Raw genomic sequence first — 23,614 nt, 5'->3', positions numbered from 1 at the left:
CTGCTACTCCTCAAACCTGTTTTCAAACAGATGCTCAATTGCATCTGCCATTTGTTGTTCATCCGGTCCATCACACGTCATAATGATGGAGCTTTGGTGGGTTGCTCCCAAGGTGATGATTCCCATGATGGATTTCCCATTTATCTTCATTGTATCTTTTTCCAGATACAAATCACTTTTGTATTGATTGGCCAGCTTCACAATCGATGCAGCTGGCCGTGCATGAATGCCGGCTCGGTTATAGACCTTCAATTCCCTGGTTACCATCACAGCGTCTCCTCGTTGACATAGTACATTTTTCGTGCCGACTCACTCTCCATCCACTTGAGCACACTCTGGTCAAACTCCTTGGCCGAATAGTACCCGAGTTTCTTCAGACGCTCGTTTCTGGCCGCAGTCTCGATGATGACTGGAATATTTCGTCCTGGTTTCACCGGGATGATAACCTTGGGAATGGCGATGCCCAAATAGATATCCTCCAATATTGCCTCGCCAACCCGGTCATAGTTTTTTTGTGCATCCCACGGTTCAAGGTGTACAGCAAGCTGAACCTGCTTTCGGTCCCTGATAGCTCCAACCCCGTAGAGGTTTGCCAGGTTGATGATACCCAGTCCCCTCAGCTCCATGTGGTGGGCGAGCAACGGGTTCTCTCCCATACCGATGAGGTAGTTGTCACTGATGTTTCTCAGTTTGACAGTATCGTCACTGATCAAACGGTGTCCCCGTTCAATCAACTCCAGAGCAGTTTCGCTTTTCCCAACTCCACTCTCTCCGGTAATCAGGACCCCAATCCCATACACTTCTACAAGAACTCCATGAATGGTTTGGGTCGGGGCAAATACCTCATCGAGGGTCTGGTACAGTCGTCGGGAAAAATCACTGGAAAGGAGATCTGTCTTAAGGATTGCAGTTCCGGTCTCCTCAGCGAGTTCTATGAGACGGGGACTGGGATTACTGTTATCACAGAAAACACAACAAGGAATATCATAGCTGAAGAGTTTGTCTATGCTATCGGTATTTTGCTCTGTCTCAAGCTTCTCTAGGTAGGCTCGTTCTCCCTTCCCGAAAACTTGAATCGAGTTATTGCTGAACTCCTCGAAAAAACCACTGAGAGGGAGCCCTGGCCTACTGATTTTGCTGGTAGTTATTCGCTTGGAGAGCCCCGAACGTCCAGCAATACAGCTAAGACGCAGATGATTGTGTTCCTTTAAATCAAGGTCCAACAAATCCAAGACAGTAAAATCAGTCATTATCAACTCCTCACTATAGACCATTTTACTATACAATTGTTGATAGGATTTCGCAAGGGGGAAAACGTGGGAATTGTCTTTGTAGAAGCGATGATAAGATATAAATAAACGTTTGTAATACTGATGGATACGTCGTATTTCCTTGCAGATGACTATTTCTCAGAGCCAAATGTCCATTGACGATTGAGTGCCCAAGCCTTATCCTTACTATATGACCATAGTCAAAGGAGGGCTTATGAATTTGACAGTCAGAGGCATCCGTTACAACCCGAGCGACGAAACGCGTGAATTTTTGGACAAAAAACTCCAGAAACTACAGTTTGCAGAAGGGTATATCCATGATTTGGATATTGCCATTACCCGCGAACCAGTAGGACAGGGGTTTCATTTGGATGCAAAACTTCACTTTTCTTGGGGTACCGTCAAGATGGTCACGTATGACTGCTACGAACTCTATGAGGGTATCGAGCTGATAACCGACAAAATTGAGGCCGTAGCAAGAAAGGAGAAAGGAAAGATTACAGATCATAAGTAACAGCGTTAATCTATTGGGAATACGAGATGGGGCGCTTCGGCGCCCCATTATTACGCTTGGAGGGGGTGTCAGTCATTCCCTCGGATAAACGATGGATCAATATTGAGCTCGTTACGGTATTTTGCAACAGTTCTTCGCGCTACTGATATTCCCCGTTCCTTGAGCAGGTCAGAGATTTTCTGGTCGCTAAGAGCCTTTTTCCCCTCATGTGCTTCCAAAATCTGCCTAATGATCTCCTTGACAGCTTGCTTGGAGTGCTCTGCCCCATCTGCACCGACGGAACTGCTGAAGAGCTTCTTGATAGGAATAATTCCCCAGTCTGTATCAATCCATTTGGCAGTGGAGATTCTGCTGACGGTTGTTTCATGCACCCCAATCTCCTGGGCTACCAACTTCTGGGTAAGTGGTTTCATGTACTGGGGGCCTAGGAGGAAGAAATCCTTCTGCTCCCTGAGCAGGACCTGGGCAACCTTATACAGCGTTTGGTTCCGTACCTGTATCTGGAAAATCAGTTCATTCGCACCCTTGATCTGCTGGTTGATGTATTGCTGGGCTTTCTTTGCCTCGTCAGTCGCACCTACCTCTTGGGCAAGTTGTTCAAATTCCGCATTGATCCTCAGGTCGGGGAGGGATGAGTCATTCATTCTGAGTACCAGTTCTCCCCCTTCCTGCTTGATGGAAACATCGGGGATGACATACTGCTCTGGACCACTGGAAAAACCTTGACCGGGAAACGGTGTCAATGTTTTTAGGAAAGTCCAGAGGCCTTCCAATTCCTCAATAGTCAAGCCAAGGTTCTTTGCAACTTGGGTTTGTTTATTCGCTCGCATCAGTTCCAGATTATCCATGACCAAGTCAGTGAAACGGCCAAGCTCTTCCCCTCTCATTCCCTTTGCCTTTGCCTGGAGGATGAGAGACTCCCTCCAATCCTTAGCACCAACCCCGATGGGGTCGAATTGGCGGATGGTGGTCAAGAGTTTGGGAAGATGTTTCTGGAGATGCGCCGGGACCAAGTCATCAAGTTCCTCGGTAAAAAAACCATTTGTATCAAGGTTGGTGATCAAGAGTTCTCCAACGACGTACTCCTCTTCATTCAGTGGCTCACACCCCAGCTGGCTGAGCAGGTGCTCCTGGAGCGTCTCTTCAGAGGAGAATGCATTTTCCATGAACTTCTGCCTTCGGTCACTTGCCTCAGTATCATAGCCGGGGCTGTCGCTGCCGTAGGCAGATGAATCTGAATAGCTGTCATCGATTCCACTGGACTCTTTCTGTTGTTTCTGTTGGGCAAACCGTTCATAGGAAATCTCCCACGACGAGGGTATCTCAAGTGCAGGATTTGATTCAATCTCGTTCTTGACTCGTTGTTGCAGCTCAGTGAGCGGAAGCGTCATCAACTCGAAGGATTGAAGCATCTGTGGGCTTAGCTTGAGTTGTTGTTTCTGGGAGAGTGAAAGCTGTGCTGAAAAATCCATCAGGAGTCCTCCCCGAAATCTTGTCCAAAATAAATATCCCTTGCAATCTGGTTGGAAAGCAACTCTTGCTTTCCTCCCGAAACCAGGATGGTTCCTGCGTTTATGATGTAGGAGCAGGAAGTGATGGAGAGCGTGTCCCGCACATTATGGTCGGTGAGAAGGATACCGATCCCTTTTGCTGCAAGTGCCTTGATCAATTGCTTGATCTCAAATACAGCCTTTGGGTCAATTCCTGCAAAGGGTTCATCGAGCAGGAGAAACTGCGGATTGCTTGCCAAGGAACGCGCAATCTCGGTTCGTCTACGCTCTCCTCCACTGAGTGTGTACCCCTTCTGGGATCGAATTTCCTCAATCCCAAACTCTTGCAGCAACTGTTCAACCCGTTCTTCTTGCTCACTATGGTCCAAATCCCTTCTCGTTTGGGCAACCAACCGGATATTGTCCTCAACACTGAGTTTTCGGAAAATGGAAGGCTCTTGGGGCAGGTAGGCAAGTCCCTTTTTGCTTCGGATGTACATCGGCAGTTCAGTCACATCCTCACCATTGAGTAAAATGGTACCCTTCTTTGCCTTGAGAAATCCTACAATCATGTAAAACGTAGTGGTTTTTCCCGCTCCGTTGGGGCCTAGAAGCCCGATGATCTGCCCAGATTGCATGGAGAAGGAAACATCCTTTACAACTTCCTTTTTTCCATAGGATTTTGCCAGGTTGCGTACTTCAAGAAGGCTGGTGAACTTATCCATTGACAACCCCCTTGATTGCTCCTTCCATTGTAATGGCCTCAGTAGTAAGGTCTACTGTAATCCTCTGGGCTTGGTAGAGATCCTTATCCCAATCGATGGTGGCATTCCCCTCAAGATTGAGCATCTGTTTCTCACGATTGAAGCGTAAGGAATCAGCCTTACAAACCATTGCACCGCTCTCAGTGTGTTTGAAAAGTCGGACTTGGACCTGCAAGAGGACAATTCCATCGTCAAGCGTAAACTCCAGGTGGAACGCAGAGGCAATCACCTCATTGGTTTGGTCGTCCAATTCCAAGTATCCGTCAATGATAATCAACGCTTCTTGGCGGTCATAGTAGAGGTTCTGGCTTTGCAAGGTTATCCCACGTTCTTCATCAGATAATTTGACAGACCCTGAACAGGTAGCATAGCGAAAGGATTCTCCTGTCAGGACAATGGTATCGGCTTCAAGGCGGAGCGACCCACTTACGATGGAAGCGCCTTCAGAGAGCGTGATGGTCTCGAATCCCTGTTGCATGCGCATGCTTGTTGAGCCTCCGGAGAAGGAGATTTCCTCAGCAAGGAGCGAAACGAGGGGCAAAAGAAGGAGTGTTATGATAATACGTATTCGTTTCATTGGGATATCACTCCCTCCAGTACTGTGCTGAACGTGACGGTAAAGGTAGCTAAGGTTGCCGTCATTCCCGTCCCCCGTACACTCTTGTCATTTTCGTAGTGCAATGTGACCGGATTTTCTCCCTTGCTCACAAGCGTTTCATCTTGTCCAAGCCAACTCAACGCTTCTGCTTCAATGAGCAGTTGCTCTGGGTATTTTTCCAGAGTGACAGAGCCAGAGAGTTCAGCATCATAGTACTCGGTATCGACTTCTGCATACTCAGCATGGCCAGTGAGTATTAGATTTCCTTCTTCATCTTTCTGTGAAAAATGCAATCCACGAATGATGGCTTTGTGAGTCTGATCATAAAGGTCAATCTCATCGGCTATGACAAAAAGCGGAGGTTCATTGCCACGGTCCAGGACATAGGTTGCGTTTCTCAAGGAGAGATCAGGAAGGGTAAAAGAACGTGAGAAGGCCTCCTGCTCGGGGGAGAGGGAGCAGGATAGGAAAAGAAATGATGCAAGAATCATGCCAAGAAGCTTTTTTCTCATGTCTTGAGTATACCCGTCGTTGATCTTTTGAGCAATCTCAATCTTCGCTCTCTTGTGAGAGCGCGGAAGCTACAACAGGAAGGTAGTGGTTCTTTTGTTTCTTGAAATAGATCCAGACGCCAACGAACCCCAATGCAATACCACCCAAGGCAATAAGGAAGGAAGGTCCTTCACCAAGTCCTGCTGCAACGGCCAAAAAGTAGCCGATAGGGAAGAGCAACAGGGGAGCAATGAGTGTAATCAAGGTTCCTGCAATCGTCCTTGAGGGTTTAAGGAAGATTTCAACTTCCTGGCCCTCATCAAGGAGAAGCTTGTTTTCATTCCAAACTTCAAACTTTTTTCCCTTGGTATTACAGAATGTCGATCCTTTGCATCCTTCACACGCAGAACTATTGCAGACAACCTCTACCTTGTCAGGTGAGATGTTTTTAGTAATCGTCACAACTTCATACATACTTATGTCCTTTCATTTTTTACCGGTATATGGACAACCTCGATGGAGGATGCCTTCTGCTCGTCTGAAATCTCCACCATCACCCCAACCAGGGCAAGGTCGTCCCAACACTCTTGGCTGCGAACCGGAATCTGCAGTATATGTTTCTCGATTTCTGTGGTGGGGTCGAAGCCTCCCACACTCCTTTGGCTGCCACAGCGGCCATTGTCGGTGATGTAGGCTGTACCACCCTTGAGAATACGCCCATCAGCACTGAGCACCTTTGTATGTGTACCAATGACTGCTGCAGCCTTTCCATCCAGCATGAATCCCATGGAAAGTTTTTCTGCAGTAGGCGAAGCATGAAACTGCACCAAGGGTATTGCTCCCTCTTCCAGCGCCTTGTCCACCAGCAGTTGGGCGAGGCTGAAGGCATTGGAAAGATGGGTGCGGGGGAAGTCTGCATTGCCAAGAATGGTTATTACGCATACTTCCTGGCCATTCACTGTTAGAAAACGAACACCTCTTCCAGGGTTTTGCTGAGGGTAGTTTGCCGGCCTGAGGATGCTGGGGTTCTTTGCAATGAACTCCACCATGTCTTTCTTGTAGTAGATTTTCTCTCCACCGGTGATTACATCGATTCCCAACTTCAGCAATTGCATGCTGTGGGCTCTTCCAATGCCGAATCCTCCAGTTGCTCCCTCCCCATTGGCTATAACCAAATCGATGGACTTTTCCGTCCGCAATGGTCGTAAAGCTTCTTTGACACATTGGATCCCCGGTCTTCCTACTATCTCACCTAAAAAGAGTACGCGTATGCTCATGCACCTACAGTACCGAGTTTTTCCATGCAAAGGCAAGTGTGCATGATATACTGGCCTTCGGAGGTGTGCTGTGGTGATGCGATGGTTTGCAAAGTTGGGAAAACGTGTGGTCCAGTTACGTATGCAGCGAACGCTGAAAAGTCGGGATATCCAGCAGGATTATGAGCCGATGGATCTCCAGCTACCACCGAGTGAGGAACCATCGAAAGCCAAACAGTTGCTTGCGCTCTTGACCCTTGAAGAAAAGATTACCTTGCTCAGTGGACAGGATGAGTTCTGTATCCCCGGTATTGCGCGTGTTGGCTTGAAACCGATATGGACCAGTGATGCAACGCTTGGACTCAGGGGGTGGAATGCCCCGGTAACCGATTTCCCTGCAGCAGTGGCCATGGCCGCGACTTGGAATACTCCGCTGATCACCGAGGTAGGGGAGCGTATTGGGGCTGAGTGTCGTGCGCTGGGAATCGGAGTCCTGCTTGCCCCCGGCGTGAATCTTGCACGGGTTCCAGTTTGTGGAAGGAACTTTGAATATTTTGGTGAGGATCCCTTTCTTACCGGTCAGATGGCGGGAGCATACATCTTGGGGGTAAAGAGGCACCCCGTCATTACCACAGTGAAGCACTTTGCCTGTAACAATAGCGAGTACGACCGGCATAAATCCAACTCTGTGGTTGACGAGAGAACACTCAGGGAGCTCTATCTTCCTGCATTCAAACAAGCATTGGATGCTGGTTCGCTTGGGGTGATGACCAGCTATAACCAAGTCAATGGGACCTATGCAAGTGAGCATGCCTATCTTTTGGAGGGAATACTGAGGGGAGAATGGCAGTTTGATGGACTGGTTGTCAGCGATTGGAATTCCCTGTACAGCACAGATGGGGTGCTCACCTCTGGTGTCGACTTGGAGATGCCAGGCGGCAAATACCTGCAGAAAGAACGCGTTATGGATGCCCTTGGACGAGGTGTAGTCAAGGAAGACGCAATCGACAAGAAAGTGCTTCATCTCCTCTCAGCGTATGAAAAAGCTGGATTGTTTACCTGCCCTCTTGCCGATCCTGTTCTACAGGTAGGGGATGCGAACCATCGAAAAACGGCGTTGCAAGTAGCACGTGAAAGTGTAGTGCTCTTGAAAAACGAAGGACCAGTGCTTCCCCTCAATCCTTCCTGGAAACTCTGCATTGGAGGAGACAATGCCTTCCGCGTAGCCCAAGGCGGAGGTTCGTCGATGATTCAGTTGCTCGAGCCACCAAAACCTTTTGCTTCATCAATGGAATCCCGTGCAACCTGCCTGCCTCGACATTGGTACCGCAACCCCTCATACCGGAAAAAAGTTGCCGCCTCTGATGCTATCGTCCTGGTTGTTGGTTTCAACCACATCGAAGAATCGGAGGCATACGATCGTCCATGGGAGCTCGATCGTGCAACACTCCGTTCGATTGAGCATGCAAGCAAGCTGAATAAGAGGACCATTCTGATCGTACAGAGTGGAGGAGCACTCCATCTCACCCCATTCAATGACAAGATATCGGCAATCCTCTGGACCTCTTATCTGGGCTCATCAACGGCGGAGGCCTTGCGAGATATACTCTTTGGAACTGTCTCTCCTTCAGGGAAGCTGCCGTTTTCCATTGCTTTCTCGCTTTCCGACTACCGGTCGATGCGCAACTACCCATCGGACTATGCGTCCTTCTCCCTCACACGAATCCACAAGGGGCAGGGAGATCCCAAGGTACGCCAGGTGAGTTCCATAGACTATACAGAGAATCTTATGGTTGGCTACCGTCAATTTGACAGTGAAGGGCCATCCCCACTGTACTGTTTTGGTCATGGATTGAGTTATGCTGCCTTTTCCTATGAAGATTTGAAGATAACCGAGCAAGCCAATGGGTGTTTCTCAGTCATCTTTTCGCTTGCAAATGTCTCTGCTGTTTCTGCAGCAGAGGTAGCCCAGCTCTACATACACCCCTTGGTTCCCAAGGTCTATCGAGCAAAGCAAGAGCTGAAAGGATTCAAGAAGGTATTTCTCAAGGCAGGGGAGAAGACAAAGGTTGCGTTTTCTGTCTCTTCAGAGGCGTTTTCTCGATGGGATGTTGACTCATGGCAGTTATTCAGTGATGAAGGGCAATATGAGATCAGAATCGGCTCGAGTAGCAGGGATATTCGATTACATCAGGCCGTCGAATACAAGGAAAGGAAGCCTTGATGACTTCCTTTCACGATGAGCCCGGCGCGATTCGAACGCACGGCCTTCTCCTCCGGAGGGAGACGCTCTATCCAGCTGAGCTACGAGCCCATTCTTCAGTATCCTACGGCAGAGGAAAGGGGAGTGTCAAGGGGAGCTCTTGGAAATCGTATGACATGAGGTAGGATAGATATAAAATGATAATATATAAATAATAAAAGAGTATTTTTTGTTAGATTATTACATGAAATGGGAAAGAATATTCATAACTCTTGACATGGGTTATGCACATTATTACACTTTCTGTATGATGAAATGGAATCGGATGAAGTTCCGCTTGAAGCTTATACTTCCTATCCTATGTTTCCTCCTTGTAGAAGGAGCTGTACTTTCTGCGACTCCGCTTCCGTTTACCAATGTGAGAGTTGAAGGCAGGATGCCAATTACTGAAATCTTCCGTGTTGAACAGAATGATGCGGCCCTTGATTTCAATCTTTCTGCCAGCAGGAACAGTATCATCAGGGTAGGGTCCTATACACTGATTTCCAATAACAGCATCAGCAAATTCCGTTTGGCCATTCGCCCTGGAGAAGATGGGAACCAGGAACGGTTTGCTTTTGTATTGGATGAGGGAGAACCGTTGCCCCAGGGGCAGGAGTCAGTAATACCTTTTACCGTACATGTATCGAGCAATATCGCTAGGGCAGTCAGTGTTGCTGGACAACAAGCCATGGAGAAGGATTTGGGTGTGCGTGGAGTCTATGGGAATAATGATACAATCCTCTATGAGACAGGGGATATTCTTGCTGAGATTCCTGACTTCAATCCCGACCTTTACGCAACAGGGTGGTACTCAGCGGCTATTCAGCTGAGTATTGAGGTAATCTAGAAAAGATCATCGTCGAAGAACGTGTCTTCTTCGCTCTCTTCCTCATGGAACTGGACCCGTAAGAGGTCTTGGAGCCACTGGTGGTCATCTTCTTCCATATCCACATCATCATTGCTGTATGCATATTCCTCGGAAAGCCATGCATCCAAAGCGAGTAATGCTTCCTTGGAGGAAAAACAGGGTATATCATTGCTGCTAGGTGCGTCTATACCACCTGACAGCAACTGATAAGGACAGGATGCGCAAGACTTGGATAACTGACAGAAACGCATCGCTTCTGTGTACCATTCTCGATTGTTCATGCACACAGCATACTCCATGCCTCTCTGTTTTACCACTGTTTCTTCATTCACCAACGGAGCGAGAGGAAAGGAATCAGCAGGAAGGTTCCTCTCCCGAGAGAGTGCCGGGAAAGCAAGGTGAGATACCCCGTCCCTTGGGGCGGAAAAGGAGGCAACGCCTCCTGAGTCCAGGGCTTGCCCTGGGGTATTGGTACCTTTCATTTGACTGTCTTAGGCAGAGAAGCTAGAATAAAATCATCCGAGCACAGATTTGAGGAGAGAAAGCATGAAACCAACACTTTTGGTAATGGCAGCTGGTATGGGAAGTCGCTATGGCGGCATCAAGCAGATTGACAGCGTAGGAAACCATGGAGAGACGTTGTTGGATTATGGTGTCTATGATGCCCATCGCAGTGGCTTTGAGAAAGTTGTCTTTATCATACGCAAGGATATTGAGAAGGATTTCCGTGAGCGGTTGTTCGACCGTATTGCAAACAATATGGATGCCACCTATGTTTTCCAGAGCCAAGATGCGCTCCTCTCTGAAGAACAAATACGACTCGCCGGCAACAGGAAAAAGCCTTGGGGAACCATCCATGCAGTTCTCTGTGCGGAGAACGTTGTGAAGGAACCCTTTGCAGTCATCAATGCCGATGACTACTATGGTAGAGAGGCATTTGCCATCTTGGCTGAACATCTCTCTGCCTTGGAGCCAGGAAGCAAAGAACATGCCATGGTGGGTTACGTCCTTGACCATACGATGAGCAAGAGTGGAACGGTCAGTCGCGCTATCTGTAATGTCGAGGATGGCTATCTTGTAAGCATGGAAGAGCATACCAAGATAGGGTATGAAGGGGATAAGGTGGTGAGTCACCAGCCTTCCGGTGATATCGTTCTTACTGGTAAAGAGTGGGTTTCCATGAATTTCTTCGGATTCTCACCCACAGCCTTCGAAAGTTTTAACCACTACTGGGATTCGTTTATCAAGGAACATATCACCAGTGAGAAGATTGAGTGTTATCTGCCCAATGGAGCCAGCAATATTGTAACAAACGGGGAGGGAAAGATGCGTTTCTATACCACCCAGGAGAGCTGGTTCGGAATGACGTATAGTGAGGACAAGGATATTGTGAAGCATGAGCTTGCCAAAAAGGTGTCTTCAGGATATTACCCAGATAAGCTCTGGAAACTCTAGGAACGTTTCACTCTACTTCTTTTTTGAGTGACATCTGATAAACCTGCCCAAGCAGCTTCCTCGATGGGGGTGAATCCCTCACCGAGGACCTTGTATGCTTCCTGTACAACCATGAAGGCCTGCTTGTCAGAGCGGTGCACAATATTGGTGAGCTCCCCCACTTTGTTGTTTGCCACTACCGTCATGATGACCGGTCGGTCAAGCCCGGTGAACATCCCCTGTCCATTGAGGATGGTTCCTCCATGTCCCAATTCCTTGAGAATCTGTTCCTGGATGATTTGTCGTTTTTCACTGATGATGAAGACCGTCTTTGCGGACCTTGTTCCAAAGGATAACACCACCTTGTCAACGGTCACTCCTACGATATAGACGGTCATGGTTGCATATAATGCCATCTCAAGTGAGAAAATGAAGGCACTGGAAGCGATGATAACTGCATCAACAAGAAACAGTGCGGTCCCCGTGGAAAGTGGGGTGAACCGTGCAACTATTTGGGCGAGGATGTCTGTTCCCCCAGTGTTTGCCCCACTACGGAGTACCAATCCCACTCCCAATCCCATCAGGACGCCAGCTGAAATTGCCGAGAGCAATACCGAAAGATCTTTCGAATAATCCAGCAATCCGTCATAGCCAACCCATGCGTTGATCAGTGAGGTGAAAAGTGAGAGAAGGATGGTTCCCAGCAGCGATTTCATTCCATATTGTCTCCCAAATATGGCCACCCCGAGCAAGAAGAGTGGAATGGAGAGAAGTAATATGGATAAACCGGTGTCGAACTGCAGTGTGTGGTAAATGATAATTGCAATACCGCTTACCCCACCACTGGCAATTCTTGCAGGTGAGGAGAAAAGGGCAACACCTGCGGCAGTGAGGAAGGACCCCACTATAATATAGAAGAGTTCAAGCAGATGATAGTTTCGTTTAGTCATGTGTATAGCATAGCTCGATTGATAGCGTTTTGCTACTGTTCATCTATGAGAGTTTATCACTCAGTTTGGGTTCCCATCCTTCGAGTCTTTCAAGCAGCGCAGCGACGTCTTGGTCTACGATTAAAACATCCAGGTGATCCTGTTTGAGAAAACCTTGAGTAACACTGTAGGAGAGGAAATCCAGCAATTGGTCGTAAAACCCTGCAAGGTTAAGGATAGCCACAGGCTTCTGGTGGTACCCCAACTGCAACCACGTAAAGATTTCCAGAATTTCTTCCAGCGTACCAATTCCACCGGGAAGTGCAGTAAATGCATCAGCGAGTGAATACATCTTGGCTTTTCGTTCATGCATCGTTGGCACAATAATCAGTTCGTCTTCAACTGTATGCAGTCGAATGTCACTCCTGTTTAGCGCTTCGGGCAGAACACCGATGACCTTTCCTCCACGATCGTAGAGACTTTGGGCAACGATACCCATCAACCCACGATTTCCCCCTCCATATACCAAGGAAAGGTTCCTTTCTGCCATGGCAGCGCCCAATTCCCGGGCTCCCTCGGCAAAGCGGGGGTTCACTCCTGTGCTGCTTCCACAAAATATTGCCAATGTTTGTAGGTGCTTCATATGAAGAAGCGTACAGAATATGTCATATCTGTGGCAAGATGGTGAATAAGTAGGGTTACCAAATGTTCATTTGCTTGTTATAATGATTGCAGAAGTGTATGATACCTATAGTTGGTTTTGCTATATGATTGCTGTGACCCCATAAAGAGTCGCAGAGAGGAGTTTCATAGTTATGAAAAGGAAATTCATTACTGTATTTGCCGCATTGATACTTTTACCGGCATTCTTGTTTGCCGTTCCTGTTGTCGTAACCTGGGAATGGTTGCTGGAAGATCCTTTGGTAACAACCTTTCGTTATCAAGTTGATGGGGAGAAAGAGGATAATTGGACCGTTGTCGATTCTTCTGTCACCAGTTACACTGAACGAGGGCTCGACGGGACTGTGGACCACACCCTCTACCTGCAGCAATCCTACGATGGTGAGCATTTCAGTGGAAGTGCCGCTTCGGTAGCAGAGGCAATGTTCCCGCCTGAAGAAGAAGTACCCGTAGTGGCCAGTGAACCAGCCCCTGCTACTGAGGAGATCGTGGCTGAAGAGCCGGCTCCTGTAGCTGAGGAAGTGGTGGCCGAAGAGCCGGCTCCTGTAGCTGAGGAAGTGGTGGCCGAAGAGCCAGCCCCTGTAGCTGAGGAAGTAGTGGCCGAAGAGCCAGCCCCTGTAGCTGAGGAAGTAGTTGCTGAAGAACCGGTAGCAGCGGCTGAAGAGGTTGCGGTTGTCGCGGAAGAACCTGCAGCCGAAACTCCCTTGCTGGTAGCTGAAGAGCCCGTGGAAGAGAAGAAGAAAGCGGAAAGTCGTTCACGTACAACCCTTACCTTGGGTGGTACTTTCAACTTCCAGGACCCTGCACTGAATATCTATCACAAATACAATCTGCAAGCCGAGCTTGGTGTGCATATGGAGAACCTGTTGACCTTCAATGACTCTCTTGGCTTGGGTGTCGACCTTGGACTTGCCTATTCTCCGTACCTCTATAGTAGCTATGGATGGACAAATACCGCAGAAGACGTATTGGCATTTGATTTCTCTACAGCTCTTTCCAACTTCGACCAGGCAGGAACCATTTCAATTGCTCCGATGCTCAATATCAGCATGGGTAAGACCGATTTCGATATCGGCATTGGTGGTTTCCTCACCTGGGGACCAGACTTGGCAACCACCAGCGGGGATGCATTCCTCTATGGTGCCTTTGCGAAGGCTGCGCTGGAGTACCATTTCAACAAGACCTTCAGCTTGGGAGCCAGTGCGAAGTACGGTCTTATTCTCAGCGAGGGGACCAGCAGCATGCCGCAATTTGCCGAGGGTACCGTCTATATGGGCTTCTCCTTCTAGGGAAAGACAGTATTTCTTGGATAAAGAGCCCAGCAATGGGCTCTTTTCTTACACCTGTACCTTGACCTCACTTCTTTGGTATGGATATCATAGACCGAGATGGGGCAGGTTCCCTTCAGGATACTATTGAGCTGGATTATATAAGATCCGGTACGATAAAAGGATGGTTAGTGTTTTTATGAAAGCAGGCCGTGTGCAAGCATGCATCGACTATATCAAGTTCAACCATGAGGCAGAAGGATATGAGTTCTCTGAGGAAGAGGAACAGAGCGCACGTTCCATTTTGGAGGAAGAGGTTACAGCGGATGAATTGATTCAACGGTATATTGAGGACCATGGGCTTGCCATGCAGTATACCAAAACCCCCGATAATCATTCCGTCTATCCTGGTACATCCACTTTGGTGAACTTCTTTTCGATTAAGGAACGATTAAAACTAAAAAAAGTGGAAGCGTCGTTGGCCAACTTGCGTACTGCAGAGATGCTTAGCGAATCCGTGCACAATACCTATGATTTTGAATATCTGAAAACCATACATGGAAGGATGTTCGGTGACGTCTATCCCTCAGCTGGCCAGATACGTACCACGGCAGCTGCGAAACGAACCGTTTTCTGCAATCCTGCGTTTATTGAAAGCGCTGCTGAGGATATATTCAGCTGTCTCAGGAAAGAACACTACCTCAAAGGATTGGATAGAGAAACCTTTATCAATGACCTTGCTTTCTTCATGGGAGAGATAGAGGCACTCCATCCATTCAGGGATGGAAACGGAAGGGCAGCGCGGCTGTTCTTCTACCAGCTCTCGGTACATGCGGGTTTTGACATCGACTGGTCGATGATAGACCCGGACCGATTGCTTGAAGCTGATATCAGCGCGATTGACGGGGATTACCAACTGTTGATTGATGTGCTGGAAGAAGTGGTGTTGTAAGGGAGAGGGACGGATTTTCCGTCCCCTTCACTTTTTTGGGAGACACATAGATGACCAATATAGCCTTTTTTGATACCAAACCCTATGACAAGGTTTGGTTTGATCATTTCTCTGGTGAGTATCAGGCGGAAATTACCTATTTCGAATCAAAGCTTACCCATAAGACTGCTCCTTTAGCCCAAGGGTATGAGGTGGTCTGTGCTTTTGTAAATGACACTATTGATGAACAGGTCATAGAGGATCTGTACCAAGGTGGCGTACGCCTGCTTGCCATGCGGTGCGCAGGATACAACAACATTGATTTCAAGGCAGCCTTTGGAAAAATACATATTGTCAGGGTTCCCGCCTACTCACCCTATGCAGTTGCAGAACATGCAATGGCGCTTCTGCTGAGTCTGGTGCGGCAAACTCACCACAGTTATGTACGAACCCGTGAGTTCAACTTCAGTCTCAATGGCTTGGTTGGATTTGACCTGCATGGAAAGACCATCGGTGTTGTGGGGACCGGGAAAATAGGAAGGGTATTCATAGACATTTGCAAGGGGTTTGGGATGCGGGTACTTGCCTATGATCCCTATCCCAACAAGTCAGTCCCGGTTGACTATTGCAGTTTTGAGGAACTCTGCAGTGAGAGTGATATCATAAGCCTGCACTGCCCACTGACAGAGGAATCCTTCCATTTGATCAATCGTGAGAGCATTGCGAAGATGAAGGAGGGAGTTGTCCTGATCAACACCTCTCGAGGTGCCTTGGTCGATAGTCAAGCACTCTTGGAAGGCATTCGGAGCAAGAGGATTGGAGGGGCTGCACTGGATGTGTACGAGGAGGAAGCTGAGCTCTTCTATGAAGACAGAAGCAGCACCATCCTTGATGATGACATCCTCATGCTCTTGATCTCAATGCCCAATGTACTGGTTACCAGTCACCAGGCTTTTCTTACCAAGGAGGCACTCCAGAATATTGCGCTCACGACACTCAAGAGCGTCGAGAGCTATGAAAAGGGGGACGTGATGGAGCATGAAATCTGTTATCAGTGTGACACCTGCCACAACGTTACCGGCCAGCGTTGTTTCTGATGCTCCCCTCAGCCCACCTTTCTGTAGAAATATCCTCTATCAATAGGGAAAGCCGTGGCAGTTTCATGGAGCTGACTATATAATCTATCCTCACAACTGATGGATCCCTCTTGGTCCAGGACGGTGAAGAACAACATGTTCTCTTCCCCTCTCTGTTCAGTAAAGAAGAGCTCATAATCTGGCTCCCGCAACTGCAGGGTAAGGTACAGCTTGCACAGCTCTATGGTGCGGTCATTGGCTCCTTGAAAAAGAGGCTCCCTGAAGCCAGGGAGCCTCTTGGATGACTATTTTTTTCGAATGACCTTCTTGGTGGGTTTTACCTGCATGACCTTAGCAATCGAGCGATGCTTGATCAGGTAGGTTTGGTGAATTTTCTGGTCTCTTGCAAAGTCTTCTGCAATGGTATCCTTTGAAATATCTGTAACGTCAAACTCATCGAGAAGCCGTTCGTCCAGCTTGAATTTCCGATAGTTGTTGCTGAAGATCAACGTACCTTTTTCATCAAGGTGCATCATGCATGCCTTGATCAAGCGGACCTGGTCTCGATAGACATCGAAGGTATCCCGTCCCTTTCCGTTTGAGAACGTCGGGGGGTCACAGAAGATGAGATCATACCGGTCATAGGTGTCGAATAGGAATTCAATGCAATCGCTTCGGTAGAAAAAGTGGTTCATCCCGGTAAAGCCATTGAGCTCCATGTTCTTGGTAGCCCAGTCAAGGTAGGTGGTAGATGCATCAACACTAACCGTGCTCAGCGCTCCTCCCTTGGCGGCCTGTACCGTGGCGGTTCCCGTATAGCAGAACAGGTTCAGGAACCGTTTCCCTTCCGCCATGGTAGCAATTTCAGCACGGAGGGGACGATGATCGAGGAAGATTCCAGTATCCAAATAATCAGTGAAGTTCACCAAGTATTTGGATCCGTTCTCATTGATGATGTAGAACCGGTCACTGCTTGCCATCTTCTCATACTGCTTCTCTCCCTTCTGGGGAGTGCGCTGTTTTACGTAGATCTGATCGCGATCGATGCCGGTTGCCCTCTCTGTTGCATCAATGAGTTCTCCCAATCGTCTAAGTGCAGACTCCTCCTCGATGGTACTCGGGGGAGCATACTCTTGCAGGCTGATGTACTTTCCTTCATACAGATCAATTGCAGCACTGTACTCTGGCATGTCAGCATCATAGATACGGTAGCAGGTGACTCCTTGGCTCTCCATGATGGGAGTGAGAGCAGCGAGGTTCTTAACCAAACGGTTGTATGCCATCTGGGCACCCTCGCTCAATGGTTGGGCGAGTCGTTCCTGCTTCCGGGCAATGGCACGCTCAATCATCTGCGCTCTCTCTTCCGGGGTGAATACATAGTAGTGGGCAATCTGACAGGTGACTCCACCGTTGTTCACCGTGTTGGTTCTATCAGGTTTCATATCAATATAGCTCAACAATTCTTGCTGGCCACAGAGAATGGCAACATTCCAGCCCCCAAACAGACTGCTCAACTGGCTACCTATCTTTCGGTACAGAGTGTGAAGGTCTCCATCACCCTCCATCCTCAAACCGAAGGGAGGATCAGTGATGATGTAGCCATGGTCTGAGGGAACATCATCCTTGGTAAGGGTGAGGAAATCCTGTACACGAAAGTCGATGAGATGGTCTACTTGGGCGAGTTCTGCATTCTTTCTTGCAATAGCAACCGCCTTTGGGTCATTGTCCCATGCATAGATGGAAATCTTGCGATTCTTTGCTTTTTCGGCTCTCTCCAGTGCTTCATCCACCACATCTTCCCAGAGATCGGGATCGTGGAATGGGAGGCTGAGGAAGTTGAACTTGCGGGCTGTTACCAACCCAGGGGCACGATCACTTGCCCAGAGGGCTGCCTCAATGGCAAGTGTACCGCTCCCGGTAAAAGGATCCAACAGGATTGGAACTGTTTCTTCATGTTCCAACGCCTTTCTCCACTGGGAGCGGTAAAGCACAGAGGCTGCAAGATATTCACCGAGTACTGCATCGGTCTGTGCTGCGCGATAGCCGCGCTTGTACAACCCGCGACCGGAGAAGTCTACATACCAGGCGACGGAGTCCCCATCGATATGCACGTGAAAGACCACATCACTCTCTTCCTTGTCGACCATGGGGCGCTGACCATCAAATTTTTCCCTGATTCGGTCAACGATTGCATCCTTGATACGGATTGTTGCAAAGTGTGAGTTCTTCAGGTAACGACAGTTCTTTGTCGTTTCCGTGACAGAGAAGGTGAGCTCTGGAGTTATCCACTCCTCCCAAGGAATCTGCATCGATGCTTCATAGAGCTCATCTGCATTCTGAATATCGTCATCCATGAACAATCCAAGGAGTACCCGTGTTGCGGTTCTCGACCAGAGACAGAACCGATAGGCTGTCCCCAGGTCTGCTACGAACTCAACCCCTCCGCTTATGCTGCGGATTTCGGTTGCACCGGCCCTACGGGCTTCCTCTTCAATAATATCGTTCATGTATAAGGCTGAAGTGGCGAAGAAAATCATTTGGGTTCTCCCTCTGCATCGCTGAACAGGTAATCGAGTTCATATTTCTCATAGTGATAATGGGTATTGCAGTTGACACAGACCAGCTCAAGCGGGAAGGGGCCATGTTCCAGAATGTCCTGTTGCTCTGCCTTGTCCAGTTGCTTCAGGTACGTTTTGTATTGCTCACGGGAACAGGTGCAAGAAAATCCCAGTGGCTGTCTTGCCAGGTGTCTGAGGCCATAGGCCCCGAACTGTTCTTCTACATATTCCCTGATTGACATCCCTTCAGCGAGTTTTTCACCAATGGAGGGAAGGGTGTGAGCTTGTTCCTGGAGCTGAGCCAGGATGCGTTCTTCACAACCAGGCATCGCCTGGATGAACAGTGCTCCGCTGCCGGTGACCTGTCCTTCCTTGTTGAAGTGAATCGAGAGGCTGAAGAGGGTGGGTGTTTGCTCTGACTGTTGAAAGTAGAGGGCAAGATCCTTGGCCAAATCGCCATAGGCCATCATTGTTTGGCCGGTGAAGGGGGCCTTATGCCCTTCCAGCAGCTTGGATACCGAGAGGAAGCCAGGACCGTATAGCTCATTGAGATCCAGACTTTTCAGAGGTTTTGTAAGGGGGATTGGATTGTGTTTCAGGTATCCTCTTACAGCTCCTACGGCCCAGGCCTCGACATATACGCCCGCTATGGGGCCTCCACACTCAATATTCAGTTGGATACGGTCATTGCCTTTTACCGTACCGCTGAGCAGGCCCGCAGCTAGGTAAGCTTGACCCAACACATAGGTCTCCAGGAGTCCCAAATCATGGTTGGCTCGCATCTGATTGATCAGTGTGGTCGCTGAGATTGCAGTAACACGAACTTGATCGTTATGCAAAAGGAACACCTCACGCCCATCTTCAGGCAGGGACGTGAGATGTTCTTGTAAATTACTATCTTCTATATTTTTCTTGATCATACGGAAGCAGAGTAGTCAATGACCTTACTTTTTGCAAGAGCTTCGAACTCAGTTCCGCTTAGAACCTCCCGTTTAAGCAGTTCTTCTGTAATTGCAATCAAGGCTTCTTTGTTCTTCTCTAGGTTGCTTTTGACTTGCTTATAGCGTTCACCGACAATTCTCGCAGTCTCACTGTCGATGTATTCCTGTGCTTTCTCGCTGTACTCACGGGCTCCAGATATTCCTGCAATACCACTGTTGGTGGTAGGGAGGGTGATGTTCCGATACCTTTCGCTCATACCGAACTCCGTAATCATCCGCCTCACCAAGTCACTTGCCCTGCTGATGTCATTTCCTGCTCCTGTGGAAATCTCATTGTAGATGACCTCCTCGGCTGCCCGACCACCCATGAGGGTATCGATATTGCCCAAGAGTTCGCTCTGACTGAGCAGGAAGCGGTCTTCGGTTGGGTACTGAAGAGTATACCCCAAGGCTCCAAGTCCACGGGGAACGATGGAGATTTTACTCACCGGTTCCGCTCCCTCAGTCATGAATGCGGTTAGGGCATGCCCTGTTTCATGATAGGCTACACGCTCTCGTTCCTTGTCATTGAGCAAGCGACTCTTCCGCTCAAGACCTGCTACCGACTTCTCAATCGCCTCCTCGAAATCCTCCTGGAGCACTACTTGGCGGTTGTTTCGTACGGCCATCAGGGCCGCTTCATTGGCTATGTTTGCAAGATCAGCTCCAGCGAGACCAGCAGCACTCTGTGCAATTTTGCGAAGATCGACATCATCTCCCATCTTGATCTGCTTGGTATGAATCTTCAGGATGGCAAGTCTCCCTTCCAGATCCGGCTTGTCGATGAGGACCTGTCGGTCAAAACGACCGGGGCGAAGGAGTGCTGGGTCCAGAATTTCTGGTCGATTCGTTGCTGCAATGATGATAACACCGGTGCGTGAATCAAATCCGTCCATTTCCACGAGCAACTGGTTAAGAGTCTGTTCCCGCTCATCGTTTCCTCCCATACCTGCTGAGACGCGTGAGCGGCCAATGGCGTCAATCTCATCGATGAAGATGATACAGGGGCTGTTTTCCCGTGCTTGCCTAAAGAGGTCACGTACACGCGCTGCTCCCACTCCAACGAACATTTCCACGAAATCCGCACCACTCATTTTGAAAAATGGAACACCAGCCTCTCCTGCAACTGCTTTTGCGAGCAGCGTCTTGCCCGTTCCTGGAGGTCCAACCAAAAGGACTCCCTTTGGAATCTTTCCTCCTATCTGGGTATACTTTTCTGGTTGCTTGAGGAAATCTACAACCTCTTCCAGTTCGTATTTGCTTTCATCAGCTCCTGCAACATCAGCAAAGCGGACACCGGTGTCTCCTTCTGCAACAATTTTGGCCTTGTTCTGATTGAAGGAGAGGACTCCTTGTCCTCCCTGACCACCCATTTTGGAGAACAAAAAGCGCCAAAAGAGGATGATAAAGACAAAGGGTAATACAAAGGAGAGAAGTGATGAGAGCAAGCTTGGTCTCTCTGGTGCTGTTGCATAATACTCTACTCCCTTCTCATCCAAGAGAGGGATAAACGAAGGGTCATCCACCTTGTAGGTGCTGAAGGATTGCAGATAGGTACTGGCCTCCAGTCCGTTTTGTGGGTTTGTAGTGTACGCTTGCAGTTCGTTAGCCGCTTGGTCCCTGGTGAAGGGGTAGCCGATGTACTGGTCTTCCTTAATGGCAACACGGCGGATGGTTCCATCCTCTACCAAGGACTTGAACTGGTTGTAATCCACAGGGTGAACGGTACTCTGCCTGCTGACCATGTAGGTGTTCAAAGCCATGAGTACCAAGAGAATGATAAAGAAGTACCAGAAGGAAAAGGTAAACTTCTTCCTATCCCTTGGCTCTTTCTCTCCTAAATGTACGCCAGGCTCTATATTTAACTTTTTCTTGAAATTTTCTTTCCAATCCTTATTGTCTTTACTCATGGTACCTATTTCCTTGGTTGATAATGCCTCCACTGACATCTCTGTTAAATATATCCCTACAATTGTCAATCGGCAACAAGCCCGATATAGTTATCGATATATGGATACGAAACAGGTTGTATTGATTACCGGTGGCGCAAAGCGTCTTGGGTTTGCCATGGCACAGCATCTGCTTGGTGAAGGGTATCGTGTGGTCATCCACTGCAACACAAGTTGCAATGCAGTGGAAAACTTGGGAAGCGATTGCCGCACTGTGCAGGCAGATCTCACCAACAGGGAAGAACTGCAGACGCTGTTTGGACGAGCAGTACAATGCTTCGGCCAGGTTGATCATCTGGTCAACAATGCATCAGTATTTCCTTCCGCTTTAATCGAGCAGACAACCCTTGAACTATGGGATGAGGTAATGACCCTCCACAATACAGCTCCTTTTTTTCTGTCCAAAGCACTCTACCAACACATACTCGAACGTGGAACAACAGGGTCTATCGTCAATATGGTCGACACCAAGACAGATGCCCCTACAGCAAGCCGTCCGGCGTATTACATTTCCAAGGGAGCCTTGCTTGCACAGACAAAAACCCTGGCGGTATCCCTTGCCCCGATTCTCCGAGTGAATGCAATTTCTCCGGGAGCTGTACTCAGCAATGGGGATGAATCGTATTTTACAAAGATGGCTGAGCGACTCCCGCTCAAGCATACCGGTACAGCTTTTGATATTGTACAGGCAGTGGCCTATTTGCTCCGTGCTTCCTTTGTTACAGGAGTGAACCTCGCAGTCGATGGCGGGCAGAGACTTTTGTAGTTTAGGTGAAGATGGCGCTATAATGCTTGCCCTTGCTGTGATTCAAGGCGATAGTTAGCAATACAATACGCACAATAGAAGGAGTGCATATCCATGCATAATCGAAGAATACGAGGGATGGTTCTTGTCTTGGTACTCATTTTGGGAATCACCTCCGCTTTCTCCCAGTCCCTGGAGGATATCGTTTCCAAAGCCCTTGGAGAGAGTTCCCAGATGCAGGACTTGGAGATTACCAAGAACAACGCACTATTAACGCAACGCATTTCAGATGCAGAAGAAGGGGTAGGTATTTCCATAAGCAGTGGTACCGTTAGTACGACATACGACCCTTCCAAAAATAGCTATGAGTTCATGACTTCAGGGGTTGGAGCATCATTCGTGCTTCCCAATGATGGGGATACCACCATTTCCGTTTCCACCGGTAAGATGAGTTATTTGCCGAATGGAAGCGCATTTGCTATTTCCCCCACGGTTTCAGCGAGCCACACCCTTACCTATGGATATACCACCGATAACCGTCAAAGCCTTGCAAACCGGCAGACTGAGCTTTTGGCTACCAGCTCCTATGAGAGCAGCAAGCTGAATTTTACCAATACCATCTATAAACAGATCAGCAGTTTGTTGGAGAATGAAAAGGCAATCAAACAGACTGAAAAGCAAATTGCAGACTTGCAGCGTGACCTTCAGCAAAATCTGACGCTGAAGCTTATCAGAGAGGGCAGTCTTACCCATGAGACGCAAAAGCAGGCTATTGCGTCCCAAGAGGCAACCCTCTCAGGTTTGAAGGCTTCCCGGGAGTTGTTGCTCAAGCAGTATGCCTCCCTCACCGGGACATCTTGGGAAGGAGTGGACTCCATTCCTGAACCGGTACTCGATTTCTCCAGCAATGAGGAAGGGAACAGCAATGTGCTTATGCAGTCTCTTGCCCTATCCATGGCTAAGGAAGACCTGGCGCTGAAGATGGCTGAGTTTGAGAACAAGAGTCTGAAACTAAGTGGGGGTATTGCTTCATCCACCATTGATACGGTTTTTAATAATGATAAGGGGGATATTAATACCGTTACACCGGAACTCTCTGCTACCTTGTCCGGCAAGCAGTTCTCCCTGACAGGCAAGGTTGAAGGGACCTATGATATTTCTAAAAATGACTTTACTCCTACCGTGAGTATCAGTGGTAATTGGAGCAACAATCCTGCCTCCACCGCTGACTCCTTAACGGTACAGAAGCTACAGAATGAGGTTTTGCTTGCAGAAATTGCGTATGCTGATGCCAAGAATGACTACCAACAGAGTGCAACCTCACTTGAGAACAGAATAGCCTCATGGAACCTCAGCTATATGCTGTTGGGTCAGACAATGGACTACCACAAACAAGTGTTGGAGCAACAACAGGACCTGGCAAAACGTGGTCTTGCAACCCAACGTGAAGTAGATGATGCAGCTTTTACTAGCCAGATGGATGCCTATGATATGGCAACCACCTTGCTTGAGGGGTTGCAACTAGAAAACGAAATTCGCATCTTGCAGATATGAGGGAGAAGCAT

The 23,614-nt window shown here is 48.5% G+C and carries 24 protein-coding genes and 1 tRNA gene; 10 read left to right on the top strand and 15 right to left on the bottom strand.

Annotation, left to right across the window (positions count from 1 at the left end; all coding sequences use genetic code 11):
* Positions 1-3: 3 nt before the first annotated feature.
* Both DYP60_RS08275 and hprK read right to left on the bottom strand, forming a co-directional pair.
* Positions 4-267 carry an HPr family phosphocarrier protein gene (locus tag DYP60_RS08275; protein ID WP_117330534.1) on the bottom strand — a complete coding sequence of 88 codons (264 nt, stop codon included), beginning with the start codon at positions 265-267 and terminating at the stop codon, positions 4-6.
* Complete coding sequence (hprK, locus tag DYP60_RS08270) at positions 267-1,250, bottom strand: HPr(Ser) kinase/phosphatase (RefSeq protein ID WP_117330533.1); 984 nt, start codon at positions 1,248-1,250, stop codon at positions 267-269. Before hprK ends, DYP60_RS08275 begins: the two co-directional genes overlap by 1 nt.
* Before the next feature lie 211 nt (positions 1,251-1,461).
* Between hprK and DYP60_RS08265 the strand changes: the two genes are divergently transcribed.
* Complete coding sequence (locus DYP60_RS08265) at positions 1,462-1,785, top strand: HPF/RaiA family ribosome-associated protein (RefSeq protein WP_237446280.1); 324 nt, start codon at positions 1,462-1,464, stop codon at positions 1,783-1,785.
* A gap of 68 nt (positions 1,786-1,853) precedes the next feature.
* On the opposite strand, the gene rpoN is transcribed toward DYP60_RS08265, so the two are convergent.
* The 6 genes from rpoN to DYP60_RS08235 are packed head-to-tail and all read right to left on the bottom strand — an operon-like array spanning position 1,854 to position 6,406.
* Entirely contained in the window at positions 1,854-3,257 is a 1,404-nt protein-coding gene (gene rpoN / locus DYP60_RS08260) for an RNA polymerase factor sigma-54 (RefSeq protein ID WP_117330531.1), read from the bottom strand.
* Positions 3,257-4,000, bottom strand: coding sequence for an LPS export ABC transporter ATP-binding protein (gene lptB, locus DYP60_RS08255; RefSeq protein WP_117330530.1), 744 nt, complete (start codon positions 3,998-4,000; stop codon positions 3,257-3,259). Before lptB ends, rpoN begins: the two co-directional genes overlap by 1 nt.
* Positions 3,993-4,616, bottom strand: coding sequence for an LptA/OstA family protein (locus tag DYP60_RS08250; protein ID WP_117330529.1), 624 nt, complete (start codon positions 4,614-4,616; stop codon positions 3,993-3,995). Before DYP60_RS08250 ends, lptB begins: the two co-directional genes overlap by 8 nt.
* Entirely contained in the window at positions 4,613-5,149 is a 537-nt protein-coding gene (lptC, locus tag DYP60_RS08245; RefSeq protein WP_117330528.1) for an LPS export ABC transporter periplasmic protein LptC, read from the bottom strand. The genes DYP60_RS08250 and lptC overlap by 4 nt, the downstream gene beginning before the upstream one ends.
* 37 nt (positions 5,150-5,186) lie before the next feature.
* Positions 5,187-5,603, bottom strand: a complete 417-nt coding sequence (locus tag DYP60_RS08240) for a SoxR reducing system RseC family protein (protein ID WP_117330527.1) — start codon at positions 5,601-5,603, stop codon at positions 5,187-5,189.
* 2 nt (positions 5,604-5,605) lie between these two features.
* Positions 5,606-6,406, bottom strand: a complete 801-nt coding sequence (locus tag DYP60_RS08235; RefSeq protein WP_117330526.1) for a TIGR00282 family metallophosphoesterase — start codon at positions 6,404-6,406, stop codon at positions 5,606-5,608.
* 76 nt (positions 6,407-6,482) lie between these two features.
* Here DYP60_RS08235 and DYP60_RS08230 point away from each other — a divergent pair, with 76 nt between their 5' ends.
* Positions 6,483-8,609 (top strand): beta-glucosidase, encoded by a 2,127-nt coding sequence (locus DYP60_RS08230; RefSeq protein ID WP_240622849.1) that lies wholly within the window; start codon positions 6,483-6,485, stop codon positions 8,607-8,609.
* A gap of 16 nt (positions 8,610-8,625) precedes the next feature.
* Here DYP60_RS08230 and DYP60_RS08225 read toward each other — a convergent pair.
* Positions 8,626-8,699, bottom strand: a tRNA-Arg gene (locus DYP60_RS08225).
* Between the two features lie 196 nt (positions 8,700-8,895).
* On the opposite strand from DYP60_RS08225, the gene DYP60_RS08220 reads away from it, so the two are divergent.
* Entirely contained in the window at positions 8,896-9,477 is a 582-nt protein-coding gene (locus DYP60_RS08220) for a hypothetical protein (protein ID WP_240622848.1), read from the top strand.
* Here DYP60_RS08220 and DYP60_RS08215 read toward each other — a convergent pair.
* The gene (locus DYP60_RS08215; protein WP_117330523.1) at positions 9,474-9,980 is read right to left on the bottom strand and encodes a hypothetical protein; all 507 of its coding nucleotides are present in this window, start codon (positions 9,978-9,980) and stop codon (positions 9,474-9,476) included. The two genes, DYP60_RS08220 and DYP60_RS08215, sit on opposite strands and share 4 nt — an antisense overlap.
* Positions 9,981-10,044: 64 nt before the next feature.
* Here DYP60_RS08215 and DYP60_RS08210 point away from each other — a divergent pair, with 64 nt between their 5' ends.
* A complete protein-coding gene (locus tag DYP60_RS08210; RefSeq protein WP_117330522.1) occupies positions 10,045-10,953 on the top strand; it encodes a nucleotidyltransferase family protein in 909 nt (302 codons plus the stop codon).
* On the opposite strand, the gene DYP60_RS08205 is transcribed toward DYP60_RS08210, so the two are convergent.
* Both DYP60_RS08205 and DYP60_RS08200 read right to left on the bottom strand, forming a co-directional pair.
* Positions 10,950-11,882 (bottom strand): YitT family protein, encoded by a 933-nt coding sequence (locus tag DYP60_RS08205; protein WP_117330521.1) that lies wholly within the window; start codon positions 11,880-11,882, stop codon positions 10,950-10,952. The two genes, DYP60_RS08210 and DYP60_RS08205, sit on opposite strands and share 4 nt — an antisense overlap.
* 43 nt (positions 11,883-11,925) lie before the next feature.
* Positions 11,926-12,504 carry an LOG family protein gene (locus DYP60_RS08200; RefSeq protein WP_117330520.1) on the bottom strand — a complete coding sequence of 193 codons (579 nt, stop codon included), beginning with the start codon at positions 12,502-12,504 and terminating at the stop codon, positions 11,926-11,928.
* Between the two features lie 172 nt (positions 12,505-12,676).
* Here DYP60_RS08200 and DYP60_RS08195 point away from each other — a divergent pair, with 172 nt between their 5' ends.
* From DYP60_RS08195 to DYP60_RS14260, 4 genes are all read left to right on the top strand, one after another.
* Positions 12,677-13,831, top strand: a complete 1,155-nt coding sequence (locus DYP60_RS08195) for a hypothetical protein (protein ID WP_117330519.1) — start codon at positions 12,677-12,679, stop codon at positions 13,829-13,831.
* 163 nt (positions 13,832-13,994) lie between these two features.
* On the top strand, positions 13,995-14,762 hold the full coding sequence (locus DYP60_RS08190) for a Fic/DOC family protein (protein ID WP_117330518.1): 768 nt from the start codon (positions 13,995-13,997) through the stop codon (positions 14,760-14,762).
* 50 nt (positions 14,763-14,812) lie between these two features.
* The gene (locus tag DYP60_RS08185) at positions 14,813-15,838 is read left to right on the top strand and encodes a 2-hydroxyacid dehydrogenase (RefSeq protein WP_117330517.1); all 1,026 of its coding nucleotides are present in this window, start codon (positions 14,813-14,815) and stop codon (positions 15,836-15,838) included.
* 110 nt (positions 15,839-15,948) lie between these two features.
* Positions 15,949-16,122 (top strand): hypothetical protein, encoded by a 174-nt coding sequence (locus tag DYP60_RS14260; protein WP_165849543.1) that lies wholly within the window; start codon positions 15,949-15,951, stop codon positions 16,120-16,122.
* Here DYP60_RS14260 and rlmKL read toward each other — a convergent pair whose 3' ends face one another.
* The 3 genes from rlmKL to ftsH are packed head-to-tail and all read right to left on the bottom strand — an operon-like array spanning position 16,123 to position 21,265.
* Entirely contained in the window at positions 16,123-18,354 is a 2,232-nt protein-coding gene (gene rlmKL, locus DYP60_RS08180; RefSeq protein WP_117330516.1) for a bifunctional 23S rRNA (guanine(2069)-N(7))-methyltransferase RlmK/23S rRNA (guanine(2445)-N(2))-methyltransferase RlmL, read from the bottom strand.
* Positions 18,351-19,295, bottom strand: a complete 945-nt coding sequence (locus DYP60_RS08175; protein WP_117330515.1) for an Hsp33 family molecular chaperone HslO — start codon at positions 19,293-19,295, stop codon at positions 18,351-18,353. Before DYP60_RS08175 ends, rlmKL begins: the two co-directional genes overlap by 4 nt.
* Positions 19,292-21,265: an ATP-dependent zinc metalloprotease FtsH gene (gene ftsH / locus DYP60_RS08170; protein WP_117330514.1), complete on the bottom strand. Its 1,974-nt coding sequence runs from the start codon at positions 21,263-21,265 to the stop codon at positions 19,292-19,294. Before ftsH ends, DYP60_RS08175 begins: the two co-directional genes overlap by 4 nt.
* A 100-nt stretch (positions 21,266-21,365) precedes the next feature.
* Here ftsH and DYP60_RS08165 point away from each other — a divergent pair, with 100 nt between their 5' ends.
* Positions 21,366-22,070 (top strand): SDR family oxidoreductase, encoded by a 705-nt coding sequence (locus DYP60_RS08165; RefSeq protein WP_117330553.1) that lies wholly within the window; start codon positions 21,366-21,368, stop codon positions 22,068-22,070.
* A gap of 93 nt (positions 22,071-22,163) precedes the next feature.
* Entirely contained in the window at positions 22,164-23,603 is a 1,440-nt protein-coding gene (locus tag DYP60_RS08160) for an outer membrane factor lipoprotein domain-containing protein (RefSeq protein ID WP_133299320.1), read from the top strand.
* Positions 23,604-23,614 lie beyond the last annotated feature (11 nt).

Source organism: Sphaerochaeta halotolerans (genome assembly GCF_003429665.1).
Classification (GTDB): domain Bacteria; phylum Spirochaetota; class Spirochaetia; order Sphaerochaetales; family Sphaerochaetaceae; genus Sphaerochaeta; species Sphaerochaeta halotolerans.
Note: the sequence above shows the minus strand (reverse complement) of the source record. Positions and strands in the feature narration are given on the sequence as shown.

Bases quoted from the DNA above. Each gene is read 5' to 3' on its own strand.
- lptB (WP_117330530.1), bottom strand. From the start codon at position 4,000: ATGGATAAGTTCACCAGCCTTCTTGAAGTACGCAACCTGGCAAAATCC.
- DYP60_RS08165 (WP_117330553.1), top strand. From the start codon at position 21,366: ATGGATACGAAACAGGTTGTATTGATTACCGGTGGCGCAAAGCGTCTT.
- ftsH (WP_117330514.1), bottom strand. From the start codon at position 21,265: ATGAGTAAAGACAATAAGGATTGGAAAGAAAATTTCAAGAAAAAGTTA.
- DYP60_RS08265 (WP_237446280.1), top strand. From the start codon at position 1,462: ATGACCATAGTCAAAGGAGGGCTTATGAATTTGACAGTCAGAGGCATC.
- DYP60_RS08195 (WP_117330519.1), top strand. From the start codon at position 12,677: ATGAAAAGGAAATTCATTACTGTATTTGCCGCATTGATACTTTTACCG.
- DYP60_RS08275 (WP_117330534.1), bottom strand. From the start codon at position 267: ATGGTAACCAGGGAATTGAAGGTCTATAACCGAGCCGGCATTCATGCA.
- DYP60_RS08240 (WP_117330527.1), bottom strand. From the start codon at position 5,603: ATGTATGAAGTTGTGACGATTACTAAAAACATCTCACCTGACAAGGTA.
- hprK (WP_117330533.1), bottom strand. From the start codon at position 1,250: ATGACTGATTTTACTGTCTTGGATTTGTTGGACCTTGATTTAAAGGAA.
- rlmKL (WP_117330516.1), bottom strand. From the start codon at position 18,354: ATGATTTTCTTCGCCACTTCAGCCTTATACATGAACGATATTATTGAA.
- DYP60_RS08160 (WP_133299320.1), top strand. From the start codon at position 22,164: ATGCATAATCGAAGAATACGAGGGATGGTTCTTGTCTTGGTACTCATT.
- DYP60_RS08235 (WP_117330526.1), bottom strand. From the start codon at position 6,406: ATGAGCATACGCGTACTCTTTTTAGGTGAGATAGTAGGAAGACCGGGG.
- DYP60_RS08185 (WP_117330517.1), top strand. From the start codon at position 14,813: ATGACCAATATAGCCTTTTTTGATACCAAACCCTATGACAAGGTTTGG.
- DYP60_RS08230 (WP_240622849.1), top strand. From the start codon at position 6,483: ATGCGATGGTTTGCAAAGTTGGGAAAACGTGTGGTCCAGTTACGTATG.
- DYP60_RS08210 (WP_117330522.1), top strand. From the start codon at position 10,045: ATGAAACCAACACTTTTGGTAATGGCAGCTGGTATGGGAAGTCGCTAT.
- rpoN (WP_117330531.1), bottom strand. From the start codon at position 3,257: ATGGATTTTTCAGCACAGCTTTCACTCTCCCAGAAACAACAACTCAAG.
- DYP60_RS08190 (WP_117330518.1), top strand. From the start codon at position 13,995: ATGGTTAGTGTTTTTATGAAAGCAGGCCGTGTGCAAGCATGCATCGAC.
- lptC (WP_117330528.1), bottom strand. From the start codon at position 5,149: ATGAGAAAAAAGCTTCTTGGCATGATTCTTGCATCATTTCTTTTCCTA.
- DYP60_RS08215 (WP_117330523.1), bottom strand. From the start codon at position 9,980: ATGAAAGGTACCAATACCCCAGGGCAAGCCCTGGACTCAGGAGGCGTT.
- DYP60_RS08200 (WP_117330520.1), bottom strand. From the start codon at position 12,504: ATGAAGCACCTACAAACATTGGCAATATTTTGTGGAAGCAGCACAGGA.
- DYP60_RS08175 (WP_117330515.1), bottom strand. From the start codon at position 19,295: ATGATCAAGAAAAATATAGAAGATAGTAATTTACAAGAACATCTCACG.
- DYP60_RS08250 (WP_117330529.1), bottom strand. From the start codon at position 4,616: ATGAAACGAATACGTATTATCATAACACTCCTTCTTTTGCCCCTCGTT.
- DYP60_RS08205 (WP_117330521.1), bottom strand. From the start codon at position 11,882: ATGACTAAACGAAACTATCATCTGCTTGAACTCTTCTATATTATAGTG.
- DYP60_RS08220 (WP_240622848.1), top strand. From the start codon at position 8,896: ATGATGAAATGGAATCGGATGAAGTTCCGCTTGAAGCTTATACTTCCT.